17 protein-coding genes are annotated in these 23,304 nt (G+C 41.8%); 4 read left to right on the plus strand and 13 right to left on the minus strand.

From position 1 onward, the window contains the following. Positions 1-547: 547 nt before the first annotated feature. The 3 genes from VRUMOI_RS08445 to znuA all read right to left on the minus strand — a co-directional run bounded on the left by VRUMOI_RS08445 (position 548) and on the right by znuA (position 6,409). Entirely contained in the window at positions 548-4,015 is a 3,468-nt protein-coding gene (locus VRUMOI_RS08445) for an AraC family transcriptional regulator (protein WP_089140151.1), read from the minus strand. 177 nt (positions 4,016-4,192) lie between these two features. Continuing rightward, positions 4,193-5,482 (minus strand): peptidoglycan DD-metalloendopeptidase family protein, encoded by a 1,290-nt coding sequence (locus VRUMOI_RS08450; protein WP_089140150.1) that lies wholly within the window; start codon positions 5,480-5,482, stop codon positions 4,193-4,195. Between the two features lie 9 nt (positions 5,483-5,491). Continuing rightward, complete coding sequence (gene znuA / locus VRUMOI_RS08455) at positions 5,492-6,409, minus strand: zinc ABC transporter substrate-binding protein ZnuA (protein ID WP_408646269.1); 918 nt, start codon at positions 6,407-6,409, stop codon at positions 5,492-5,494. Between the two features lie 201 nt (positions 6,410-6,610). On the opposite strand from znuA, the gene znuC reads away from it, so the two are divergent. The 3 genes from znuC to VRUMOI_RS08470 all read left to right on the plus strand — a co-directional run bounded on the left by znuC (position 6,611) and on the right by VRUMOI_RS08470 (position 10,427). Then, positions 6,611-7,414: a zinc ABC transporter ATP-binding protein ZnuC gene (gene znuC / locus VRUMOI_RS08460; RefSeq protein WP_089140148.1), complete on the plus strand. Its 804-nt coding sequence runs from the start codon at positions 6,611-6,613 to the stop codon at positions 7,412-7,414. Between the two features lie 3 nt (positions 7,415-7,417). Further along, positions 7,418-8,203 carry a zinc ABC transporter permease subunit ZnuB gene (znuB, locus tag VRUMOI_RS08465; RefSeq protein ID WP_089140147.1) on the plus strand — a complete coding sequence of 262 codons (786 nt, stop codon included), beginning with the start codon at positions 7,418-7,420 and terminating at the stop codon, positions 8,201-8,203. 223 nt (positions 8,204-8,426) lie between these two features. Continuing rightward, positions 8,427-10,427 carry an alpha-amylase family glycosyl hydrolase gene (locus VRUMOI_RS08470; RefSeq protein WP_089140146.1) on the plus strand — a complete coding sequence of 667 codons (2,001 nt, stop codon included), beginning with the start codon at positions 8,427-8,429 and terminating at the stop codon, positions 10,425-10,427. Between the two features lie 81 nt (positions 10,428-10,508). Here VRUMOI_RS08470 and VRUMOI_RS08475 read toward each other — a convergent pair whose 3' ends face one another. The 9 genes from VRUMOI_RS08475 to sdhC all read right to left on the minus strand — a co-directional run bounded on the left by VRUMOI_RS08475 (position 10,509) and on the right by sdhC (position 20,657). Then, complete coding sequence (locus VRUMOI_RS08475; RefSeq protein ID WP_089140145.1) at positions 10,509-10,886, minus strand: VOC family protein; 378 nt, start codon at positions 10,884-10,886, stop codon at positions 10,509-10,511. Positions 10,887-11,008: 122 nt separating this feature from the next. Continuing rightward, entirely contained in the window at positions 11,009-11,881 is an 873-nt protein-coding gene (gene sucD, locus VRUMOI_RS08480; protein WP_027697012.1) for a succinate--CoA ligase subunit alpha, read from the minus strand. Further along, positions 11,881-13,047: an ADP-forming succinate--CoA ligase subunit beta gene (gene sucC, locus VRUMOI_RS08485; protein ID WP_089140144.1), complete on the minus strand. Its 1,167-nt coding sequence runs from the start codon at positions 13,045-13,047 to the stop codon at positions 11,881-11,883. The genes sucD and sucC overlap by 1 nt, the downstream gene beginning before the upstream one ends. 166 nt (positions 13,048-13,213) lie before the next feature. After that, positions 13,214-14,422: a 2-oxoglutarate dehydrogenase complex dihydrolipoyllysine-residue succinyltransferase gene (gene odhB / locus VRUMOI_RS08490; RefSeq protein ID WP_089140143.1), complete on the minus strand. Its 1,209-nt coding sequence runs from the start codon at positions 14,420-14,422 to the stop codon at positions 13,214-13,216. Between the two features lie 55 nt (positions 14,423-14,477). Beyond that, positions 14,478-17,291 (minus strand): 2-oxoglutarate dehydrogenase E1 component, encoded by a 2,814-nt coding sequence (sucA, locus tag VRUMOI_RS08495; RefSeq protein ID WP_089140142.1) that lies wholly within the window; start codon positions 17,289-17,291, stop codon positions 14,478-14,480. Between the two features lie 137 nt (positions 17,292-17,428). Next, a complete protein-coding gene (locus VRUMOI_RS08500) occupies positions 17,429-18,142 on the minus strand; it encodes a succinate dehydrogenase iron-sulfur subunit (protein ID WP_089123279.1) in 714 nt (237 codons plus the stop codon). Positions 18,143-18,156: 14 nt separating this feature from the next. Continuing rightward, positions 18,157-19,923, minus strand: a complete 1,767-nt coding sequence (gene sdhA / locus VRUMOI_RS08505) for a succinate dehydrogenase flavoprotein subunit (protein WP_089140141.1) — start codon at positions 19,921-19,923, stop codon at positions 18,157-18,159. Beyond that, a complete protein-coding gene (gene sdhD, locus VRUMOI_RS08510) occupies positions 19,924-20,271 on the minus strand; it encodes a succinate dehydrogenase, hydrophobic membrane anchor protein (RefSeq protein WP_089140140.1) in 348 nt (115 codons plus the stop codon). Beyond that, a complete protein-coding gene (gene sdhC, locus VRUMOI_RS08515; protein ID WP_089140139.1) occupies positions 20,265-20,657 on the minus strand; it encodes a succinate dehydrogenase cytochrome b556 subunit in 393 nt (130 codons plus the stop codon). Before sdhC ends, sdhD begins: the two co-directional genes overlap by 7 nt. A gap of 390 nt (positions 20,658-21,047) precedes the next feature. Between sdhC and VRUMOI_RS08520 the strand changes: the two genes are divergently transcribed. Then, on the plus strand, positions 21,048-22,337 hold the full coding sequence (locus VRUMOI_RS08520; RefSeq protein WP_089140138.1) for a citrate synthase: 1,290 nt from the start codon (positions 21,048-21,050) through the stop codon (positions 22,335-22,337). 120 nt (positions 22,338-22,457) lie between these two features. On the opposite strand, the gene VRUMOI_RS08525 is transcribed toward VRUMOI_RS08520, so the two are convergent. Further along, on the minus strand, positions 22,458-23,216 hold the full coding sequence (locus VRUMOI_RS08525) for a Nif3-like dinuclear metal center hexameric protein (protein ID WP_089140137.1): 759 nt from the start codon (positions 23,214-23,216) through the stop codon (positions 22,458-22,460). Between the last annotated feature and the right edge of the window lie 88 nt (positions 23,217-23,304).

A 23,304-nucleotide genomic window follows, 5' to 3' on the forward strand; every position in this document is an offset into this window, starting at 1 on the left:
CTGTAAAACTATTTTCAACTTAGCTTAAAACGAAGTGACATGATTGTTGGCTCGCAACTTTATTGGTCTAAAAACATAAATAACCCTACGTTAAAAACGTCATTTTTAAGTAACACCCACTCCGTTAAAAACGTCAATGGCAAAAAATAAGCGTTATTTCCACTATCACAAATAAAGCACAAGTCATTGATATTTAAAACAATAATAGAAAAACCCATCGATTGTCGCTAATCTCATACCCGATTGTCGTTATTTTTATACGAAAAATAAGTTGAATCCCGTATAAATACATCTATCGATAACGACATGTTATTCAACCCTTTTATTCCTGATGTGTATTGTCTATCAATACACTCCGGCAGCAAGCGAAGGTGTCATTACACCCGTGACATGATCCCCCCGGTTATGTCACGTTTTTTTTATTCATAGATAAGGGCACGTTGTTTTAAGCAACGTGCCCTTATCTGATTATATGAGCGTTATTCTTTTAGCCAGCCAACCAGACTTATATTCAATCGCACTTAAGCAAGGTTAGTTGCTTGGTATACTAACCCATTGAGTTTTCGATGAACTTAGATGGTGATAAGCCAAAATAATGTTTAAACCGTTGGCTAAAATAAGAAGGATCATTAAAGCCCGTTTCAAACGCAGTATCCGAAATTTTTTCTCCTGCAATTAATAACTCACAAGCCTTCTCTAAACGAACCTTGGTCACATAGTCCATAAAAGAACCGCCAGATAACAATTTAAATTTTCTTTGTAAGCTTCTCTCCGAAACAAACAGCATCTTCGCGGCATGACAAGTACTAAAATCAGGGTCTGGGTAATGTTTTTCGACCAACTGATAAACTTTATCAAGCCACTCACTTTGAACCTGATTATTACGTTTTTTAGTCGAGTAAGCGCGCTGTGCTTGATCTCTTTCCGACGGTTTAGTGTAACCTGCAAGTTCCGCAGGAGTATGGTTAGCCGAGGGTATGCAGTTCTCAATCGGCCATGAAATCGATACCCGTGTTTTATGAGTCAATTGGTTATAGTGGAAATCAAAGTGTCCTCCGCTGTGCTCTGCCATTTGAGCAATCGCAGAAAGTGAGGTATCCGATAATGTAAATTTATGTTCAATCACAGCAAGCCCAAACTCTTGGGCTTCGAAAGCTTGTATTTCTTCTTCCGACACACCTTCGCCAGTATCTTCAATAGAAATCCGAAGTCTACCATCGTAAAGTTTGGCCGATAAATGAATGATTTGATTGGCATCGGAACGAATTAATGCGCTTGCCATTAAGGTGTTTAAAATCATATCAAGATTGAAATGTTTCACCTTAATCAAGCAGCCTTGCGTACTATCTTCCACTAAAATAGTCACACCAACCTTATCGGCTTCTTGTTGCCATCCTTTTATTACCGCTTTGATCACAAATGAAACAACCAACCCATCAAACACAGTACATTCTTGTTTTTTATTGGCAAACAAGGCAATAATTTGGTCTAAAGGCTCTAATGCTTGTTCTGTATGATCTAAAATCTGTGAATGAATAAGCGATTCACTAGCGTTTAAATATTGCTTCAACTCGACCAGTGTCGATTTCGCTTTATCAATGCGATCTGCCACTAATATTCGCCTTGTTTGAGCTTGCTTCCTCAGTTGCATATTACTGCTGACCAACAACTGACTTTGATGCCTTAGTTGCTGAGTTTTAAGATTTATAAGGCGCCTCAGTCTCGAATTCGTTTTCACCATAACCTTAGAGCGCCATGCTATCCCGATAACAATGCTACAAATGATGAAAATAGCAAAAATAATCATAGTTATAGGCAATAAATACCAAGGCTTGTCGATAACAAAAGCGTATTGAGCACCACTCTGACTGGTGCCTACCTGGGAGATTGTTTTCAACTCTAAGGTATAACGTCCTGGTTCGAGATGCTCAAAGGTTAATTGTGAACCTTGGAACTCAACCCAATTATCTTTATCACTGCCGAGTAAACGGTACTGCACTTGTGGAACTTCAAAATTAGGTAAAATACCAAATAGCACACTGATCGAACGTCCATAATTAATATGCAAATCGCTATTGGTTTTCGGTGCGATCGTTACAACAGAGTGATCCACTTGCAACTCTCCAACAAGTACATTGTTGGTCGGTAGGTCGGTATGGATTAAGGTATCGGTTGAAACAAAGACAAGGCCGAGTCGAGAAGTTAATACTAACGTTTTTCCACTGGGAGATAAGCTGCAGCCATTCGGTAAAAATTCATTCGTCACAAGGCCAAATGGCTCTGAAAAATGACGAGAAAGCACCGCATCATGATCATAATATTGAATGCCTTTGGTCGTTGTCACCCACGTACCAAGCTTCGATCCAATAACGCAAAGAGGAATACTATTTGAATGAGGTAGGCGAACTTTTTGAGCACTAAAGGCTCCCTCTTTCATATTCAACAGCCCATAATTATTCGCACTCCACACTTGTTTTTCGGCAGACTCACTGATTGAGGTGACCGCGCCATAGTCGGAGCTTCTTGCATCAAAAGTCACTTCTTGATGACTGTATTGATAAACTCCGTGATCCGTTCCCACCCAGAGTTTTCCACCCGCTCCCGGATAAAGACTTGTGATTGTCGATGGGCCGTATTGATCAACCATCCATTCCAGCCCGAACTCATCGGTGTGTTTTTGCTGAGGAGAATAACGATATAAGCCAATCTCGGTAGAAATCCAAACATTGCCGGCCTCATCTGTCACAAGATGGGTAATATCTCTTCCTGACCATTTATTGTGTTTACGAATAACAACTGCAATACCAGAATGAGTATCAAACCGTATCAATTTATCATCATGACTTAACCATAATATGTGTTCAAATTGGCTAATATGAGAAACGTTGTACTCTAATATTTTTTCAACTTGGTTCTCTTTATTATCACCTAGGCTTGCTGTTACTTTAAATAAGCCTAGGTTGCTGGCCAACCATGCCGAATGATCATTCATCATAAGTACATCGTTAATATGTACATAAGGTAAGTTGTAACGTTCTCGACCAAAGCGTACTCGCTTAAACAAGCTACTGGTTTGCGAGTAATAATTGATGCCTTTTGCAGTGGCAACCCAAACTCCGCCGTTATTATCCGCACTAAGCCCCATAATATTGTTATTTGATAAAGCAAAGTCGTCTTGGTAGCTGGCATAAATATGTTTAAGCGATTTATTCTCAAACTGGTAAACATAAAAACCTTGCTTTGTTCCAATCCAATAATCATCCGGAGTGATTAAAATGGTTTGTATTTGCCCAGAAACGACGGGTTCCAACTCAGGGTTTATTGTTGCCATATTAAGGCTAAACAATCCACTTTGCGTCCCAACTAACAAACGTAAATTACGTTGGTCGTAGGCTAATTGATTAATATTTGAAAAGTGTTGAGCGAGCACTCGTCGAATTCTATGTTTTTCTACGTAGAAGATGGATTGGCGCGTTGCTACCACCCATTTCCCCGCCACTAAAATAGCACTAATAATGCCTTCATTTTCACTTGTTGAACCTTGGGTGATTTGAGAAACCGGAATAGACGTTTGCTGACCAGTGCGTGTGTCAAAAGTATGAAAATAATGACTTCCATATAGCCAAACAACTTGCTCCGATTGACCAATGGTTTGAAAAGTTTCTTGATTACTGGCTTCAAATACAACGTCTTTATGACCCGATCTATCTATTTTAAGTAAGCGCCCACTATCAATATACCAAAAGTATCCTGATGCATAAGTTATTTGGTTTATGTCGTGGTTAAATGCTCGACCTGGAAGAAGTGAAAAATGTTGACCATCAAAGTAGTAAACTTGATTTTGGATATCTTGAACCCAAACCCCTCCTTTTTCATTAGGAAAGAGTTTTTTAGCTGTTAAAAAATGCCCCTGTGTTTGGCTGGGCAAAGAATAGAAAATGGAATCTGTTTCTATGGCATTGGCCGAAAAAGAGATAAAAGCCAATGCTAAAAACCGAGAAATACGCGAAGTCACAAGCTACCTTAAAGGTTACAAAGCGGAACACATTAAAATTATGGCACACTGGTCATCAATTTAAACAGATATTTTGCGACAATTAATATGTTGGTGATCCAGTGCATATTAATCATAGTTAATGCTTAGAAAAGCGAGAGCTCACAATAGAAATACTTGAAAAGTTTACCTTTAACATTAAATGTAGAGTGCTGACATTCGAACTTTTATTTGTCGTATAAACTCATGCCGTTGTGAAGCAGGAATCATCTTTTGGGTAGGCAAAGGTGCTAACATTGCATCAATCGGTTGGCCGTTTTGGCGTAATTCATAATGTAAATGAGGCCCCGTCGAGCGCCCCGTATTACCGGTTAAGGCGATTTTTTGCCCTCTTTTTATCTTATCGCCTACTTTGACTAGCGACTGGCTCAAATGGAAAAAGTGAGTGCTATAAACACGACCATGACTAATCACGATATATTTTCCTGCCAGAGGATGATCGCCAACTTTTTTCACTACGCCATCACCGGTTGCGTATACTGTGGTTCCAATCGGTGTCGCTAAATCTGTTCCATAATGTGGTGCATATTGGTGAGTCACTGGATTTAAACGATGAGGATTAAACTCAGAGCTCACAGGGTAGGAACGTTGTAAAGGTAATCTATCAAGCGATTTTTCAACACTCATGCCATTAGCATAATAAAAATGGCCATCATTAAAACGCATAACTTGAATGTCATTCCCTCTATGTTGATAACGGATTGCCATCACTTTACCTAATCCAACCGTTTCATCACCAATGATATTTTGCTCTAACTCAATTGCAAATTTATCCCCTATCGTCACAGGTGAAGTGACATCTACTTGCCAATATAGCGCCGTTGCAATGGTCTGAATTTGGTCTCGCGTTAATCCAATCGCTCGGGCACTTTGATAAAAATTTCGCCCAACCCTTCCCTCTACAATCGATAATTTTGTTTCCGACGTAGTAAGTAAAGGTTTAAACACAAATTGATTTTTTTCTTTTATATATAAGCTACTTAAACGAACGCTTCGGTGAATTTGCATCGACAGTAAGCGACCTGAACCATCTTGTTTCCATTCAACGACCTGTCCATTAAGTAGAGGGATCGCTTGAGGACGGACCTTGATCATCGAAAGCAAATCGTCGTTGTTTAAACCGTAAAGTTTAAAAATATCCGCAAGCGTTTCACCGGACTTAACTTTATGGCTATAAGTCAGCTGTATTTGTTGTTGATCGATGGCATCTTTTTCTAATGTCAGGTTAGGATCATCACGTTCCAACACCGCTTCTGAAAAAGTGTTTTGTATATTATTGAAATAAAATGACGTGGATAATGAAAAGAAGGGGTTAGGAAAGATAAAAGCAAAAGAAACAACGACCATAACTGGTAATAATAGAAAAAACAGCCACGCCCGAAAGCGAAGCTGCTTTTTTACATCAACCTGTTGTTGAGAATGGTACAAAAAGAATCCTTAGCGTGTGAGACACTGACTAAAGCTGGTCCCTAAATCTTGTAAATATTGAAAATAAGCGCCGGGTTCTACTTGGTAGTCCGTTGCAAGCGGGTCTAATACACCATGCTTAACATTCGTGCCACGTGTCACTGAATCAATGACCGCTGGGGTAAACTGAGGTTCAGCAAATACACAATAAACTTCATCGGTCTTTAGGGCATTACGAATGGCAATTAAGCTTTTTGCACCAGGGCGACGATCGGGTGACACGGTAAAAGCGCCTAAATGGTTTAAGCCAAAATAATCTTCATAATAACTGTATGCATCATGAAAAACATAATACCCATTATGTTGCACTGGCGCGATTTTTTGCTTCACTTCTGCGATAGTTGTATTCAGATGCTGTGTAAATTCCGCGTAGTTTTGTGCATATTGTTGTTGATGTTCAGGATCGATGGCAATCAATTTATCTGAAATCACTTTTGCCATCTGTTGAGCTTGCACAGGGCCTAACCATAAATGTGGGTTATAATTACCATGATGATGATGCCCATCGTCATGTTCATGTTCATGTTCATGCGCGGCATGGTCGTGATCATCGTGTTCTGCATGTTCATCGTATACGATTTTTTCTATTTGCGACGATTGATCCAGCTGTAATGTATTGTCACTCCCTTCTAATACACTTTCTAAAAATGACTCTAACCCAGGACCGACCCAAATAAATAAATCAACCGATTTCAATTTACGAACATCAGAAGGTTTTAATGCATAATCATGAGGAGAAGTATTATTCGCCAATAGAACCTCGGTATTTGCAACGCCTTTGGTTAGCTCTTGAGTGATCAATTGCAGTGGTTTTATCGATGTCATTACCGTCAATGAACTAGCGTCTGTTTTTGACCAAACCGCCATTGAAGCAAGACTAAATATCATTACAACCGCGATCCATGCTTGTGATAAAATGCGTCGCATGTGTTTCTCCAAATTAGAATGAATATTATACCAATTGTTTAAGCCACTGGTATCAATCACTCGATAGCTAAAATTTTCATATCAATCATGTAATTGATAATCGTAGTAATCATTTTTTATAATGTTACTATATAACATTACACATCATCAAGTTGGTTAGCAATGTCTGAATTAATTCGACTCGACAATATTTCTGTTAAATTTAACGATAAGTCGGTACTCGATAGCATCAATCTCACCATTAAAAAAGGTGAAATCACAACGCTCATTGGTCCGAATGGCGCAGGGAAATCAACCTTAGTCAAAATCATGCTAGGGCTAATCAAATACGATTCAGGCACCATTACTCGAAGCCACAAACTGCGCATTGGTTATGTTCCTCAAAAATTGCGTTTAAATGACAGCTTGCCATTAACGGTTGATCGCTTTTTAAAGCTCGCTGGGCGTTACAGTGTTAATGAACGTATGGAGTCGCTACGTTTAGTGGGCGCAGAAAGCCTGCATAACAATGATATGCATAAACTTTCTGGCGGTGAAAATCAGCGTGTATTACTCGCGCGAGCGTTATTACAGCGCCCTGACTTATTAGTATTAGACGAACCCGCTCAAGGGGTGGATGTTCAAGGTCAAATTGATTTATATACCTTGATAAACTCTATTCGACAACGCTTTGGCTGTGCCGTGTTTATGGTTTCTCATGATTTGCATTTAGTGATGGCTCAAACCGATGAAGTCATTTGCTTACAACACCATATATGTTGCTCTGGTGCTCCGGAGGCGATCACTAAGCATCCTTCGTACATTGCCATGTTTGGTCAAACGGCCAAAGATACCTTAGCGTTTTATCACCATGACCATCACCATCATCACGATCTTTCTGGCGAAGCGGTCGAAGGTGACCCAGAAGCCTGCTCACATAATAGCTGTGCTCATCATTCTACTACTCAGCAAAAGCGTGGACACTAAGTAATGTTTGATATTTTATTACCATCTATTTTAGCGGGATTAGGCATCGCGATAATTGCTGGCCCATTAGGGTCATTAGTGGTTTGGCGCAAGATGGCTTATTTTGGCGATACTCTGGCACACGCTTCATTACTGGGTTTAGCACTGGGTTTCTTACTCGATATTAATTTATATCTTGCGCTAGTCGTGTGTTGTCTTGGGCTTGCCGTATTACTCGCCGCCCTACAAGAACAAAAAGTGATTGCCACTGACACTTTACTCGGCATTCTCGCTCACAGCTCTTTATCTTTAGGCTTAGTCGCGGTAAGTTTTTTAGACAATGTTCGCGTTGATCTAATGAGTTATTTATTTGGTGATTTGCTCGCCATTGGCCCTTCAGACCTCACCTTTATTTACCTTGGTGGGGCCGTGATTATGGCCTTGGTAATCTTTTTTTGGCGCTCATTACTATCGACCTCTATCAGTGAAGAGCTCGCTAGCGTTGAAGGCATTAATGTCCCGTTAATCCGAGTGGTGTTGATGCTATTAGTCGGCCTAGTCATTGCGGTCGGTATGAAGTTTGTTGGCGCCCTGATCATCACATCGTTATTGATTATCCCTGCAGCTACCGCAAGACGCTTTGCTCGCACACCAGAACAAATGGCTATCGGTGCCTCTTGTATTGGAATAGTATCAGTATTAGGTGGTTTATCATTATCTTGGTTTTACGATACACCTGCAGGTCCATCTGTGGTTATTTCAGCGGCAGCGATGTTTATGCTCAGTCAATTAAAACCGCATCGAGGTTAATTTGTCTGAGAGCGATGTTTCAAGCCACGAATAGCATCACCAAAAAGCCAAGAGTCGGCAGAATATCACTCTTGGCTTTCTAATATTACATCACGACTTACTCCTTATGTGACTTTCCTCTCTCAGCCTGTTGCTCTACGCCTAAAGATATAATTATAAGGAGGGTTTCAAGCCCTTTGCTCTGTTTAATAATGATCTTACCTTACCAAAATTAGAGGTCATTATGATTAAACCTGCCTACCCCATCATCGCAAGTATCTTAGGGTTTAGCTTACTTTGCGCGCCCTCACATTCAAATCCTTCACCCTATTCTGTTGAATGCCATATTCCATCAGAGCAGCAAACTAATAATTTACGAATTTATCAAATAATGGTGGAAAGCTTTGTCGATGGCGATCCTAAAGCCAATTATGACAACGGATATGGCACCAGCCACCATCGTGGCGATCTGCAAGGCATTATTGATTCTTTAGATTATATTCAATCACTTAATGTAAACGCGATTTGGCTCACCCCTATTTTTACTTCTCTACCTATTGATGGGCAATCTCAGTGGGATGATAAATTAGATGCCACCGGCTATTTTACGAGTAATTATTTTCAAATTGACCCCAAATTTGGCACATTGGAACAAGCAAAAACGCTAGTGGATGAAGCTCATAGACGCGGTTTGTATATCTTTTTTGATGGTGTTTTTGGTCACCACAAAACCAATATTATTCCGTCACCAAAGGGGCGACTCCCTCAAGGTAACTCCAACCCCGTTGATTATCCCGCAAGTTTACCTTTTTATCAGGAAGTGGCGAGTTATTGGATCGAACAACTTAAAATCGACGGTTGGCGATTAGACCAAGCTTATCAGGTTCCAACTCAAGACTGGATCGAGCTTAGAAAAACCGTACTGCAAGCCTCAAAAAGCGTCGAATATATCAATCAACATGGAGAGTCCGTCCACCCATTAGGCTACATGGTGGCGGAGATTTGGAATAATGAAAACTTTATTAGTAAACATGGGTACGGTAGCAATGAAAACCCGGCGTTGTGTTCAGCGTTTGATTTTCCAATGCGTTATCGCTTAGTTGAAACTTTTGCGGTTAATGAAAATGGCAATGGCGGTAAAGGTGGAGATTGGCTGGCTCAAGGCATGGATTTACAGACATTATATCCTAATCATGCTCGTCCAAACTTAATGCTAGGCAATCACGATTTAGTTCGTTTTGGGGACTTATTACAACGTGGCTATATTGCTCAACCTAAAGATGAATCATATTGGCAAAGACACCTTGCTGCGTTCAGTTTCATGACCGCCTACACCGGGCCAATTACTTTATATTATGGGGATGAAATTGCCGATGAAGTGTCTAATTTTTCCGATAAAGTGCCAAGTGACATTTGTGCAGCACAAGGCTGGTGCGACGATCACGTTTCTCGTTCTAGTGCCAAAATCGATGGCGTAACCACAGCTCTTAATGACAAGCAACGTAAACTCAAACATCAAGTGAGCGAATTAATGCAATTACGCGCTCAGAACCCTATCCTATCACAAGGAGAGCGTGTATCGGTGCTCGCCAATCACGATGTCTATATCGATCATAAACGTTACCAAAATCAATCGATGGTTTTTATGGTCAGTACTTCAGATAAGCCACAAACATTACATTTAGCAGCACAACAAATCGGCTCAACTGGTCAGTTAGTGGATATGTTAACCAAAGAAAAATTTACGATTAACGATAAGAATTATGATATTACACTCACTCCTTTTGAGGCTAAATTTTTATCAATTAAGCAGCCTGGAAAACTCGTCACAGCCAAACCGGCTCTCCAATTAACGGGGAATGGTTTTATGGCACAGTGCAACAACCCTAGCTTACAAGAAAGTGGTCCTATTGATAAACCGCTATATGTGGTCGGTGATTTTTCTGATTCTGGTTGGCAACATGTCGCCAATCGACAATTTGAATATAAAGGGCGTGGCGTGTATCAAGTGGTTGTAGATGAACAAGCTGGTAGTTATCGTATGCAGTACGCTAGCAAAGATTGGAACCCCCAATTTACCGCGGCTGAATTAGAAGTCCAATCAGGCCAAACTAGCCATTTAAAATACGGTGGTTACGGTAAAGACACTGCTGCTTTACTCCCGATATCTGGGAAATATGTATGGAGCTTACAGTTTTCTAAGGCGGGCAGCCCAGAAAAGCTTATGTTGTCAAAGTGTCCGTGATGCACGAAACCATTGCTGAATGATAAAAAGCGCCGCCCATGATTTAACAATGGCGGCGCGCAAAATACGACAGCTTGGTTTTTAAGTTAAACGGTGTGTCCCACACAACTTATTACCTGAAGGATCGCGAAGGTAAGCTAGGTACAAACGACCTGCTGGGCCATTACGTTCTCCCGGAGGGTTCTCACATGGCGTACCACCATTTGCTACTCCTGCCTCATGCCAAGCATGAACTAATTCTGGCGTTTTAATAGCAAAGCCAAATGTTGAACCATTACCGTGTGTAGCTGGCTCACCATTAAGTGGCGTTTTTAAAATAAACACACCCGTTGGTGTCGCATAAACACAGCTATCGCCTCTAATAACCCCCGGCTCATAACCTAACGTTCCCAAAATCGCATCGTAAAACTTTTTAGATGCTTCAAGATCATTTGAACCGAGCATAATATGACTAAACATAATTCTTCCTTTAGTGAGAGTAATATTCCACATTTCAACTGTAACGCTTAATGCTTGTCGTTCCAATAAAAAAGGCCATCCGAAGATGACCTTTAAATATAAAACAATCTGAAATGAAAGACTTACCAGCCAGTCACTTCTTTTAGCGCATCGCCAATTTCTGCCAAAGACTTAGTGGTTTTCACACCAGCGGCTTCAAGTGCTGCAAATTTATCTTCCGCAGTACCTTTACCACCAGAGATGATCGCACCTGCATGACCCATACGCTTACCAGGAGGCGCAGTAACACCCGCAATGTAAGAGACGACAGGCTTAGTCACATTCGCTTTAATATAAGCTGCTGCTTCTTCTTCTGCAGTACCACCGATCTCACCAATCATCACGATTGCTTCGGTTGCTGGATCGTTTTGGAACATCTCTAATACGTCGATAAAGTTAGTGCCCGGAATTGGATCACCCCCGATACCAACACAAGTTGATTGACCAAAACCTGCATCCGTTGTTTGTTTAACCGCTTCGTACGTTAACGTACCTGAACGTGAAACGATACCTACTCGGCCAGGCTTATGAATGTGACCTGGCATGATGCCAATCTTACACTCACCTGGAGTAATCACACCTGGGCAGTTAGGACCAATCATACGCACGCCCGTTTCTTCAAGCTTCACTTTTACGTCAAGCATATCAAGCGTCGGAATACCTTCTGTAATAGTAACGATGAGCTCAATACCTGCATCAATCGCTTCTAAAATCGCATCTTTACAAAATGCAGCCGGTACGTAGATAACCGTCGCCGTTGCGCCAGTTGCTTCAACTGCTTCACGAACGGTATTAAATACAGGAAGGCCTAGATGCTCAGTACCACCTTTGCCAGGAGATACACCACCCACCATTTGTGTTCCATAAGCAATAGCTTGCTCTGAGTGGAACGTACCTTGACCGCCAGTGAAACCTTGGCAAATAACTTTGGTATCTTTATTAATTAGTACTGACATTATTTGCCCTCCGCCGCTTTAACTACTTGAACTGCTGCATCTTTAAGAGATGTTGCTGCAATGATATCTAAACCAGATTTCGCTAATACTTCACGACCTAGTTCAGCATTCGTTCCTTCAAGACGAACCACTACGGGTACTTCAACGCCGACTTCTTTCACTGCGCCAATAATACCTTCTGCAATCATGTCACAGCGAACGATACCACCGAAGATATTCACTAGAACCGCTTTTACATTGGTGTCAGATAAGATGATCTTAAATGCTTCCGCAACACGTTCTTTGGTTGCACCGCCACCTACATCAAGGAAGTTTGCAGGCTTACCACCGTGTAAATTAACGATATCCATTGTGCCCATTGCTAGGCCCGCACCATTAACCATACAACCAACATTACCATCTAGAGCAACGTAGTTAAGCTCATATTTAGCGGCATGTGCTTCACGCTCGTCTTCTTGAGATGGATCGTGCATTTCACGCAGTTTAGGTTGGCGGTACATCGCATTTGAATCAATGTTGATTTTGCCATCTAGACACAGTAAATCACCAGAACCAGTAATCACTAGAGGGTTAATCTCAAGCAAGGCTAAATCATATTGAGCAAACATATTACCAAGACCCATGAAGATCTGGGTAAATTGCTTGATTTGACTGCCTTTAAGACCAAGTTTAAAAGCAAGCTCACGACCTTGATATGCCTGTGGACCAACTAAAGGATCAATCGCAGCTTTATGAATAAGTTCTGGCGTTTCTTCCGCCACTTTTTCAATTTCTACACCGCCTTCCGTTGATGCCATAAACACGATACGACGTGTGCCACGGTCAACGACTGCACCTAGGTATAACTCATTAGCGATATCAGATGCTTCTTCAACTAAGATTTTAGTCACAGGCTGACCATTCGCATCCGTTTGGTAAGTCACTAAGTTTTTACCTAGCCACTTTTGAGCAAATTCTTTTACGCCATCTTTAGTATCATGCAATTCTACACCGCCAGCTTTACCGCGGCCACCAGCATGCACCTGACATTTAACTACTTTTTTAGCAGTCGTTATACGCCCTGCTGCTTCATAGGCTTCAAGAGGAGTATTGCAAGCGTAACCTTCCGGTACTGGCAATCCGAATTCAGCGAACAGCTGTTTAGCTTGATATTCATGCAAATTCATTGTGCTATTTCCATTTCATTATCCGTGAGGATTTATTATTTCCATTGGCATTTATTTTAAGTAAGGGAATGCCATTATTTATGTAGGTGTACTTTTTCTATTGATTTAAGGCTGGGTAGCAGTAGATGCACAACTACCCAGTTTATTGCTTACTCGAGTATCAGTTTTAGATATCAAGTAATAAGCGAGCAGGATCTTCCAGTAACTCTTTAATCGTTACTAAGAAACCAACGGATTCACGACCATCAATTAGACGGTGATCGTAAGACAATGCAAGATACATCATTGGTAAAATTTCCACTTTACCGTTTACCGCCATTGGGCGATCTTGGATTTTGTGCATACCCAAAATTGCCGCTTGAGGTGGGTTAATGATTGGTGTCGACATTAATGAACCAAATACACCACCATTTGTAATAGTGAAGTTACCGCCCATCAAATCTTCAACTTGCAACTTGCCATCACGACCTTTAATCGCCAGTTCTTTAATGCCTTTCTCAATATCTGCAAAGCCTAAAGTATCGCAATCTTTCAACACTGGCGTCACCAAGCCACGAGGGGTAGAAACCGCCATGCTAATGTCAAAGTAGTTGTGATACACGATGTCATCGCCATCAATAGAAGCGTTCACTTCTGGGTAACGCTTCAACGCTTCTGTCACGGCTTTAACGTAGAAAGACATGAAGCCTAAGCGCGTATCATGACGCTTCTCAAACTGGTCTTTATATTGAGCACGAAGATCCATAATCGGTTTCATGTTCACTTCGTTAAACGTAGTTAGCATTGCCGTTGAGTTTTTTGCTTCCAGTAGACGATTTGCCACTGTTTTACGCAAACGCGTCATCGGTACACGTTTTTCTGTACGAGCCGCTGCTGGTGCTTCAACTTGAGGCGCTTCAGCCGCTGGTTTTTTAGATGATTTTTTCGCTAAGTGCGCATCAACATCTTCACGCGTAATACGTCCACCAACACCTGTACCTTTCACATCCGATGCTTCAAGGTTGTGCTCAGCTAATAAACGACGAACCGCTGGGCTAAGTGCATCATTCGATTCTTCACTTAGTGCTGCTTTATGACGTTTATCAGGTGATGCTTCTGTTGATTCTGCTTTATCAGTAGTTGGCTCACCTGCAACTGCGCCAGGTTTTAATTTGGCTAAAAGTTGCTTTGATAATACCGTCGCACCCTCTTCTTCTAAAATAGCCTCTAACACTCCATCGTCCGGAGCGGGTACTTCTAGCACTACTTTGTCAGTTTCAATTTCAACCAGTACTTCATCGCGTTGAACGGAATCACCCGGTTGTTTATGCCATGTAGCGACGGTTGCGTCAGCTACGGATTCAGGTAAATCTGGAACCAGAATTTCAATTGTCATATCTGTAAAGTCCTTATCTCTAGCTCATTTAACTAGGAGTAATAATCCACTGCACTTAAAAATCTAAATTCAAAGCATCATCCACTAATGCTTTCTGTTGTTTTAAGTGTACCGACATATAACCAACGGCTGGAGAAGCAGAAGCTGGTCGACCTGCATATTTTAAAGTTGCGCCATTTGGTAAGGCAAAACGCATATTGTGTTGGCTGCTATACCATGCACCTTGGTTTTGAGGCTCTTCTTGACACCAAACAAAATCTTCAACATTGGTATATTGCTCAATCGCTTTACTCACATCCTCATAAGGGAATGGATAAAGTTGCTCAACACGAATAATTGCCACATCGTCTTGTTCATTCTTACGACGTTGTTCAAGTAAATCGTAATAAACTTTACCTGAACACATCACCACACGTTTCACTTTGCTCGCTTCTAATTCATCCATTTCTGGAATCGCAGCTTGGAATGTACCTTGTGCAAGTTCTTCAAGAGTTGAAGTACACAAAGGGTGACGTAACAAAGATTTTGGTGACATCACAATCAATGGGCGACGCATAGGACGCACAACTTGACGGCGAATCATGTGATAAACCTGAGCGGGTGTTGATGGCACCACTACTTGGATATTTTGTTCAGCACAAAGCTGTAAATAACGCTCTAAACGAGCTGAAGAGTGCTCAGGGCCTTGACCTTCATAACCATGAGGCAACAACATTGTCAGACCACATAAACGGCCCCACTTCTGCTCACCTGAAGAGATAAATTGGTCAATCACAACCTGTGCTCCGTTGGCAAAATCACCAAACTGAGCTTCCCAAATGGTTAAACCACCGGGTTCAGCGGTTGCATAGCCATATTCAAACGCTAAAACAGCTTCTTCTGATAACACCGAGTCAAAGACTTGGAATGGGCCTTGTTTGTCATGAACATGAGCAAGTGGCATGTAAGTACTCGCCGTTTCTTGATCATGTAAAACGGCATGGCGATGGAAGAAAGTACCACGGCCAGAGTCTTGTCCAGTAATACGAATACGCTTACCACCATCCACTAAGGTTGCGTAGGCCAATGTTTCAGCCATACCCCAGTCAATTGGCTTATCACCACTGATCATAGACACGCGGTCATTATAAAGTTTAGCGACACGGCTTTGCAGCTTATGGCTTTCTGGGAATTGGCATGCTTTTTTACCAAGATCAGACAAGCGAGTTGGATCAATTTGGCTATCCCACTCTTCATTCCACTCATGGCCAAGGTAAGGTGTCCAGTCAACCGAATGCAGTGCCATTGGGCGCCATTCTTTAACCACCACTTCACCACGGTCAAGCGCATCGCGATATTCATTGACCATTTGAGTGGCCGTTTCTAGCTCAATATCTTTACGATCAACCAGCACATCAGCATAAAGCTTACGAGGCGTTGGGTGTTTTTTAATTTTTTGATACATCAAAGGCTGAGTAGCATTTGGCTCATCGGCTTCGTTATGGCCATGGCGGCGATAACATACCAAATCAATCACAACGTCGCGTTTGAAGGTATTACGGTAATCTAATGCGATGCGAGTAATAAACGCTACCGCTTCTGGATCATCGGCATTCACATGGAAAATTGGCGCCTGTACCATCTTAGCGATATCAGTACAGTACATGGTAGAACGCATATCGCGTGGGTTGGATGTCGTGAAACCAATTTGGTTATTAACGACGATACGAACCGTACCACCGACTTGATAACCACGAGCTTGAGACATATTAAACGTCTCAGCCACAACACCTTGACCAGCAATCGCTGAGTCCCCATGAATGGTGATTGGTAATACCTTGCTGCCATCTTTGTCGTTTAGACGGTCTTGACGCGCGCGTACCGAACCAATAACCACTGGGTTGACGATCTCTAAGTGAGATGGGTTAAATGCTAATGCTAAATGCACATCTCCACCTGGAGTAGAGAAATCAGCAGAGAAACCTTGGTGATATTTCACATCACCCGTACCCCATGAGTCACCGTGTTTCCCCGCAAACTCATCGAATAAATCTTGTGGCTTCTTACCTAATACGTTGACTAGCATATTTAAGCGACCACGGTGCGCCATGCCAATAACAACTTCACGCATGCCCTTTGAGCCGGCATGGCGAATCAGTTCTTTTGTCATTGGAATTAACGCATCACCACCTTCCAATGAAAAACGCTTAGCTCCTGGGAATTTTGCGCCTAAATAACGCTCAAGGCCTTCCGCTGCAGTTAATTCATGTAAGAAAGTTGATTTTTCTTCTGTGGTAAAGGTGCCTTCTCCTACCACTGATTCTAAGCGGTCTTGAATCCAACGCTTTTCTTCAGTGTTAGTAATGTGCATATATTCTGCACCAATCGAACCACAATAGATTTTATTCAGTGCTTCGTAGATATCTTTCAGCGGCATGGTGTCTTTGCCTACCGCAAAGGAACCGACGTTAAATGACTCTTGGAAGTCTTCAGGAGAGAGATTGTGAAACGCAGGATCCAGTTCAGCCACTGATTCACGTTTCCAAATATTAAGAGGGTCTAGATTTGCAGCTTGATGCCCACGGAAACGGTAAGCATTGATTAACTGCAAGACTTTTACTTGTTTAGCATCGACATCAGGATCACTAACTTGGACATTGTAATGCTTTGTCTCTTTCGCTAATCGTCTAAAGTAGTCACGAACACGAGAGTGTGGTTGCTCGCCATTCACAGCAGCTTCTGCTGGTAGGTTATCAAACACCTCTTTCCATTCGTCACCGACTAAATCGGGATCACTAAGATACAGTTCGTAGAGTTCTTCTACGTAAGTTGCATTGGCGCCAGCCAAGTGTGAAGACTCGAGCCATGCCTTCATCACGCCGTTGTGCATATTTTCCCTTAACCTTTTTTGGTTTCAAATTATGCTTCGACACTTACTCAGCTATAAATGGTTACGGTAAGTAAATGCCTAATTGTAAGTCGGCCTAGTGTAAGGCTGGGCCGACTTTCCTTGCCCTAGAGCAATTTTTATACTGAACGATTGATAAGCATGGTTTTAATATGACCAATCGCTTTGGTTGGGTTTAACCCCTTAGGACAAACACTGACACAATTCATTATCTCATGACAACGAAAAACGCTAAATGCATCGTCAAGATTTGACAAACGTTCATCTGTCGCCGTATCTCGGCTATCAATTAACCAACGATAGGCTGCTAATAAACCAGCTGGGCCAATAAATTTATCCGGGTTCCACCAGAATGAAGGACAAGATGTCGTACAACATGCACACATAATGCAATCATACAAACCATCGAGATGTGCACGATCTTCTGGTGATTGTAAATTTTCACGCGATGGTGGTAATTCGCTATCATTGATCAAATAGGGTTTGACCTTGGCATAATTATCATAAAACTGAGCCATATCAACAATAAGATCACGCACGACAGGTAAGCCAGGCAATGGGCGTATCACAACTTTACTCTTACCAAGCAATGCTGATAACGGTGTAATACACGCAAGACCATTTTTACCATTCATATTCAAGCCATCTGAACCACATACACCTTCACGACATGAACGACGGAATGAGATCGTTGGATCTTGTTCTTTCAATAAGATAAGCGCATCAAGCACCATCATGTCAGAACCTTCTTCCACTTCTAACTCATAATCCTTCATGTAAGGTTTTTTGTCAGCGTCAGGGTTATAACGATACAAAGAGAAATTTACTTTCATTTGCTTAATCTCCCTTAGTAAACACGGGCTTTAGGTGGAAAGGCTTCACGCAGCACAGGCTGCATGTTCACATCACGCTTAGACATCTCTTCCGTTTCAGGATTATAAATCGAGTGACATAACCAATTCGCATCATCACGATCTGGATAGTCAAAGCGAGCGTGTGCACCACGACTTTCCGTACGGTAATTAGCCGCAACCGCAGTGGCAAATGCCGTTTCCATTAAGTTGTCTAATTCCAAACATTCAATACGCTGGGTATTAAACTCAGTTGATTTATCTGATAAGTAAGCATTTTTCAGGCGTTCACGAATCGCTTTAAGCTCTTCTAAACCTTTTGCCATCGCATCACCCTCACGGAATACCGAGAAGTTATTTTGCATGCAACTTTGCAAATCTTTGCGAATCTGTACAGGGTCTTCACCGCCAGTACTGTTTTCCCAACGATTATAGCGAGCTAATGAAGCTTCAATATCAGCCTCTGTTGCTTCTGGGGTTTCAGCTTGAAGTGCCAGTGTTTCACCTAAATGCAAACCTGTTGCGCGGCCAAACACTACTAAATCAAGTAGTGAGTTACCACCTAAGCGGTTTGCACCATGTACTGATACAGAGGCAATTTCACCACAAGCAAATAAACCTTGAACTTCTTGGTCTTGCCCATTGGCATCTTGCTTAATCGCTTGACCAGATACTTGCGTTGGAACTCCACCCATCATGTAGTGACAAGTTGGGATAACGGGAATCGGTTCTTTAACCGGATCAACGTGAGCAAAGGTGCGAGATAGTTCAAGAATACCTGGCAAACGAGCATCTAATACTTCTTTACCTAAGTGATCCAATTTCAATTTGATATGAGGTCCCCAAGGACCATCGCAGCCACGACCTTCACGAATTTCAATCATCATTGAACGTGCTACTACGTCACGACCTGCTAGATCTTTGGCATTCGGTGCGTAACGCTCCATGAAACGTTCACCATCTTTGTTAAGAAGATAACCACCTTCACCACGACAACCTTCGGTTACGAGCACACCTGCGCCGGCAATACCGGTTGGGTGGAATTGCCACATTTCGATATCTTGCATTGGAACACCGGCGCGCAACGCCATCCCAACACCATCACCGGTATTAATATGAGCATTGGTCGTTGATTGATAAATACGACCTGCACCACCAGTTGCCAGTACGGTTGCTTTTGCTTTGAAGTAGCAAATCTCGCCCGTTTCCATGCAAAGAGCAGTGGTACCTAATACAGCACCCTCTTCATTTTTTACTAAATCAAGTGCATACCACTCAGAGAAAATCGTGGTTTTATGTTTGATATTTTGTTGATAAAGCGTATGAAGTAACGCATGCCCAGTACGGTCAGCCGCTGCCGCCGTTCGAGCCGCTTGCTCACCACCAAAATCTTTTGATTGACCGCCAAATGGACGTTGATAAATAGAGCCATCTTCAAAACGAGAAAACGGTAAACCCATTTTTTCTAATTCAATGACCGATTCAGGACCGTTTTTACACATATACTCGATGGCATTTTGGTCACCAATGTAATCCGAACCTTTAACGGTATCGTACATGTGCCATTGCCAATCATCTTTATGTGAGTTCCCTAAAGCGACAGTAATACCACCTTGAGCAGATACTGTATGAGAACGAGTTGGAAATACTTTAGAAAGCAACGCACAAGATAGGCCTTGCTCTGAAATTTGTAATGCAGCGCGCATACCAGCGCCACCAGCGCCGATCACTACGGCGTCAAATTCACGAACGGGAATACTCACTTACACACCCCACAGAATAAATAGACCAGAGAAGAAGTACGCAATTAATGTCACGATGACAATAAGTTGTAATGCAATACGTACCGCGGTTGGTTTGATGTAATCGGTCAATACCTGCCACATGCCAATCCATGCATGGATCAGCACACATAACAGTGCAATCATCGTAAACACTTTAGTAAAAGTGCCACTAAAGAACGATTGCCATGATAGGTAATTGATATCCGGACCACATGCTAAAAAACCCACCATATACACGGTATAAAGTGTCATGATGATGCCGGTCGCGCGGATTAGGAGGTAATCATGAACTCCATTACGTCCGAATGAAGAAATGTGCTTTACCATACAAGAACTCCTGCTAATACCGATAATACAGCGGTCACCACGAAAACAGCTTTAGCGCTTAACGCACCGCTTTCTTTCTCTTCAAAATACTTCATGTCCATAAGCAAATGACGAATACCGCCGCAAATGTGGTAAGCAAGTGCTGTCAATATGCCCCATAAGATAAATTTAACAACAAAGCTATCAATAAAATTAGATGCTTGTGAAAAACCAACCGGAGATGATAAAGAGGTGGCAAGTAGCCATAATAGGATACCAACAGAGACAAACATAATGACACCTGAAACACGGTGCACAATGGATGCGATTGCGGAGATCGGGAAATGTATCGTTTGTAAATCTAGGTTTACTGGTCTGGACTTTCTTTCTTTCACGGGTGTGCTCACTCAGTTCCAATCAGAACATTTATAGTTATTGACATAAATTGGTTAAACACCCTGTAACTATTTAATTAACAACTTCAGTCCATAACACCCAGTTTATCTATGAATTTTTTTGTTAATTAAACATCTACCTCACCGAGAGCAGCTTCCGAAACCCCTGATAAAATAAGGCGTTAACCAAAATTTTCATTAGCACTATACGACCGCTAACACACAAATTCAATTCATGTAACAAAATATGCTACATAGAACATATTTTTAACTTTTTCCACACGAAAAACTATAAGCAGCACACACTTCGAAGTAGAATAATTGACTTTGGACATGAATCTGAGTACAAAAACCACACACAAAATATCCTGGATGGATAAATAATTTACAAAGGAGAATGTCATGGCGGATAAGAAAGCGACCCTTCATATTGAAGGTCAGGCACCTATTGAGCTCCCTATTTTAAGCGGCACAAATGGCCCTGATGTAGTGGATGTTCGCAAATTAGGTGCAAGCGGTTATTTCACTTTTGACCCAGGTTTTCTTGCTACTGCGTCTTGCGAATCCCAAATCACTTACATTGACGGTGGCAAAGGTATTTTACTCCACCGTGGTTTCCCAATCGACCAACTTGCCAACAATGCTGATTATTTAGAAGTATGCTATATCTTGCTTTATGGCGAAGCACCGACACGCGCTGAATATGAAAAATTCAAGAAAATCGTTTCTGATCACACCATGGTTCACGAACAAATCGCTAGCTTTTTCCATGGCTTCCGTCGTGATGCACACCCAATGGCAGTGATGTGTGGCGTCGTCGGCGCTTTAGCGGCTTTCTACCATGATTCATTAGACATTAATAATGCGACACACCGTGAAATTACTGCTTTCCGCTTGTTATCTAAAATGCCGACACTTGCGTCTATGTGTTACAAATATTCAATCGGTCAACCATTCATCTACCCTCGAAATGAACTCGATTATGCAAGTAACTTCTTACACATGATGTTTGCTAACCCTTGTGAAGAGTACAATGTGAATCCAGTAGTCGCTCGTGCGATGGATAAAATCTTTACCCTGCATGCCGATCACGAACAAAATGCATCAACATCAACGGTTCGCCTAGCTGGTTCATCTGGCGCTAACCCATTTGCTTGTATTGCTGCTGGTATTGCTTCTCTTTGGGGACCTGCACATGGCGGTGCCAACGAAGCATGCTTGAAAATGCTAGAAGAGATTGGCAGTGTTGAAAATATTCCTGAATATATTGAGCGCGCGAAAGATAAAGATGACCCATTCCGCCTAATGGGCTTTGGTCACCGAGTCTACAAAAACCATGATCCGCGCGCGAAAGTAATGCGCGATTCATGTCATGAAGTACTTTCTGAGCTTAATATTCAAGACCCATTACTGGATGTGGCAATGGAATTAGAGCGTATTGCCCTTTCTGACCCATATTTTGTTGAGAAAAAGTTATACCCTAACGTTGATTTCTACTCCGGTATTATCCTCAAAGCAATTGGTATTCCGGTATCAATGTTTACGGTTATTTTCGCGCTTTCTCGTACCATTGGTTGGATTGCGCATTGGAATGAAATGCATGATGATCCAAATAATCGTATCGGTCGCCCTCGCCAACTTTATACTGGTAAATTGAGTAGAGATTTCAAACCTCTACAAGAGCGTGAATAGTATAATTTAAGAAAATAATAAATAAAAAAGCGAGCTATTAAGGCTCGCTTTCTCGTTTCTCGTTTCTCGTTTCTCGTTTCTCGTTTCTCGTTTCTCGTTTCTCGTTTCTCGAGGACGAGATTAGACTGGGTTATCAATATCAATAAACGTCACATCAAAATTGTGCTCTTGTGCTAACCATTCACCTAGCGCTTTCACACCATAGCGCTCAGTCGCATGATGACCCGCAGCAAAATAATGTATGCCTAATTCACGAGCAATATAAGTCGTTCGTTCAGATATTTCACCTGAAATAAACGCATCTAAACCGAATTGAGCCGCTAATTCTAAATAATCCTGCCCACCACCAGTACACCAACCAATGGTTTTAATTTCTTTACCTTGCTCATCGGGTGAAATATGCAATGGCTTACGGTTAAGTAATGTGCCTATTTTTTGACTTAACTCTTGTCCTGACAGCGGTGTTTTAAACGAACCGTACATGGCAACCGACTGCGGGTGCCCTTCTAAACCACCTTGGGTTTGAATACCAAGTAATTGAGCAAGCTGTGCGTTATTCCCCAATTGTGGGTGAATATCGAGCGGTAAATGATAGGCATATAAATTGATATCATTTTGGATCAGTGTTCGAATTCGCTTCCCCTTCATCCCAATAATAGACTGAGGTTCGCCTTTCCAAAAATAACCATGATGCACCAGAATAGCATCGGCTTTTTGCTCAATTGCCGCTTCAATTAAAGCTTGCGATGCAGTCACACCGGTTACAATTTTTTTGACGCTTTCTTTTCCTTCAACTTGTAATCCATTAGGGCAATAGTCTTTTACTAATTGAGGTGATAGAGTTTGATTGAGTAATGTCTCTAATTGTAGGTTATTCATAATCTAAACCTTTTAATGATCGCATTCTGCTATTAATGCCATGTTATAACAGTCAATCATCAATGACTTCAAGCTCAACAAGACAAGG

The organism is Vibrio rumoiensis (assembly GCF_002218045.2).
GTDB classification, from domain to species: domain Bacteria; phylum Pseudomonadota; class Gammaproteobacteria; order Enterobacterales; family Vibrionaceae; genus Vibrio; species Vibrio rumoiensis.

Bases quoted from the DNA above. Each gene is read 5' to 3' on its own strand.
- znuA (WP_408646269.1), bottom strand. From the start codon at position 6,409: ATGATATTTAGTCTTGCTTCAATGGCGGTTTGGTCAAAAACAGACGCT.
- znuC (WP_089140148.1), top strand. From the start codon at position 6,611: ATGTCTGAATTAATTCGACTCGACAATATTTCTGTTAAATTTAACGAT.
- znuB (WP_089140147.1), top strand. From the start codon at position 7,418: ATGTTTGATATTTTATTACCATCTATTTTAGCGGGATTAGGCATCGCG.
- VRUMOI_RS08470 (WP_089140146.1), top strand. From the start codon at position 8,427: ATGATTAAACCTGCCTACCCCATCATCGCAAGTATCTTAGGGTTTAGC.
- VRUMOI_RS08475 (WP_089140145.1), bottom strand. From the start codon at position 10,886: ATGTTTAGTCATATTATGCTCGGTTCAAATGATCTTGAAGCATCTAAA.
- sucD (WP_027697012.1), bottom strand. From the start codon at position 11,881: ATGTCAGTACTAATTAATAAAGATACCAAAGTTATTTGCCAAGGTTTC.
- sucC (WP_089140144.1), bottom strand. From the start codon at position 13,047: ATGAATTTGCATGAATATCAAGCTAAACAGCTGTTCGCTGAATTCGGA.
- odhB (WP_089140143.1), bottom strand. From the start codon at position 14,422: ATGACAATTGAAATTCTGGTTCCAGATTTACCTGAATCCGTAGCTGAC.
- sucA (WP_089140142.1), bottom strand. From the start codon at position 17,291: ATGCACAACGGCGTGATGAAGGCATGGCTCGAGTCTTCACACTTGGCT.
- VRUMOI_RS08500 (WP_089123279.1), bottom strand. From the start codon at position 18,142: ATGAAAGTAAATTTCTCTTTGTATCGTTATAACCCTGACGCTGACAAA.
- sdhD (WP_089140140.1), bottom strand. From the start codon at position 20,271: ATGGTAAAGCACATTTCTTCATTCGGACGTAATGGAGTTCATGATTAC.
- VRUMOI_RS08520 (WP_089140138.1), top strand. From the start codon at position 21,048: ATGGCGGATAAGAAAGCGACCCTTCATATTGAAGGTCAGGCACCTATT.
- VRUMOI_RS08525 (WP_089140137.1), bottom strand. From the start codon at position 23,216: ATGAATAACCTACAATTAGAGACATTACTCAATCAAACTCTATCACCT.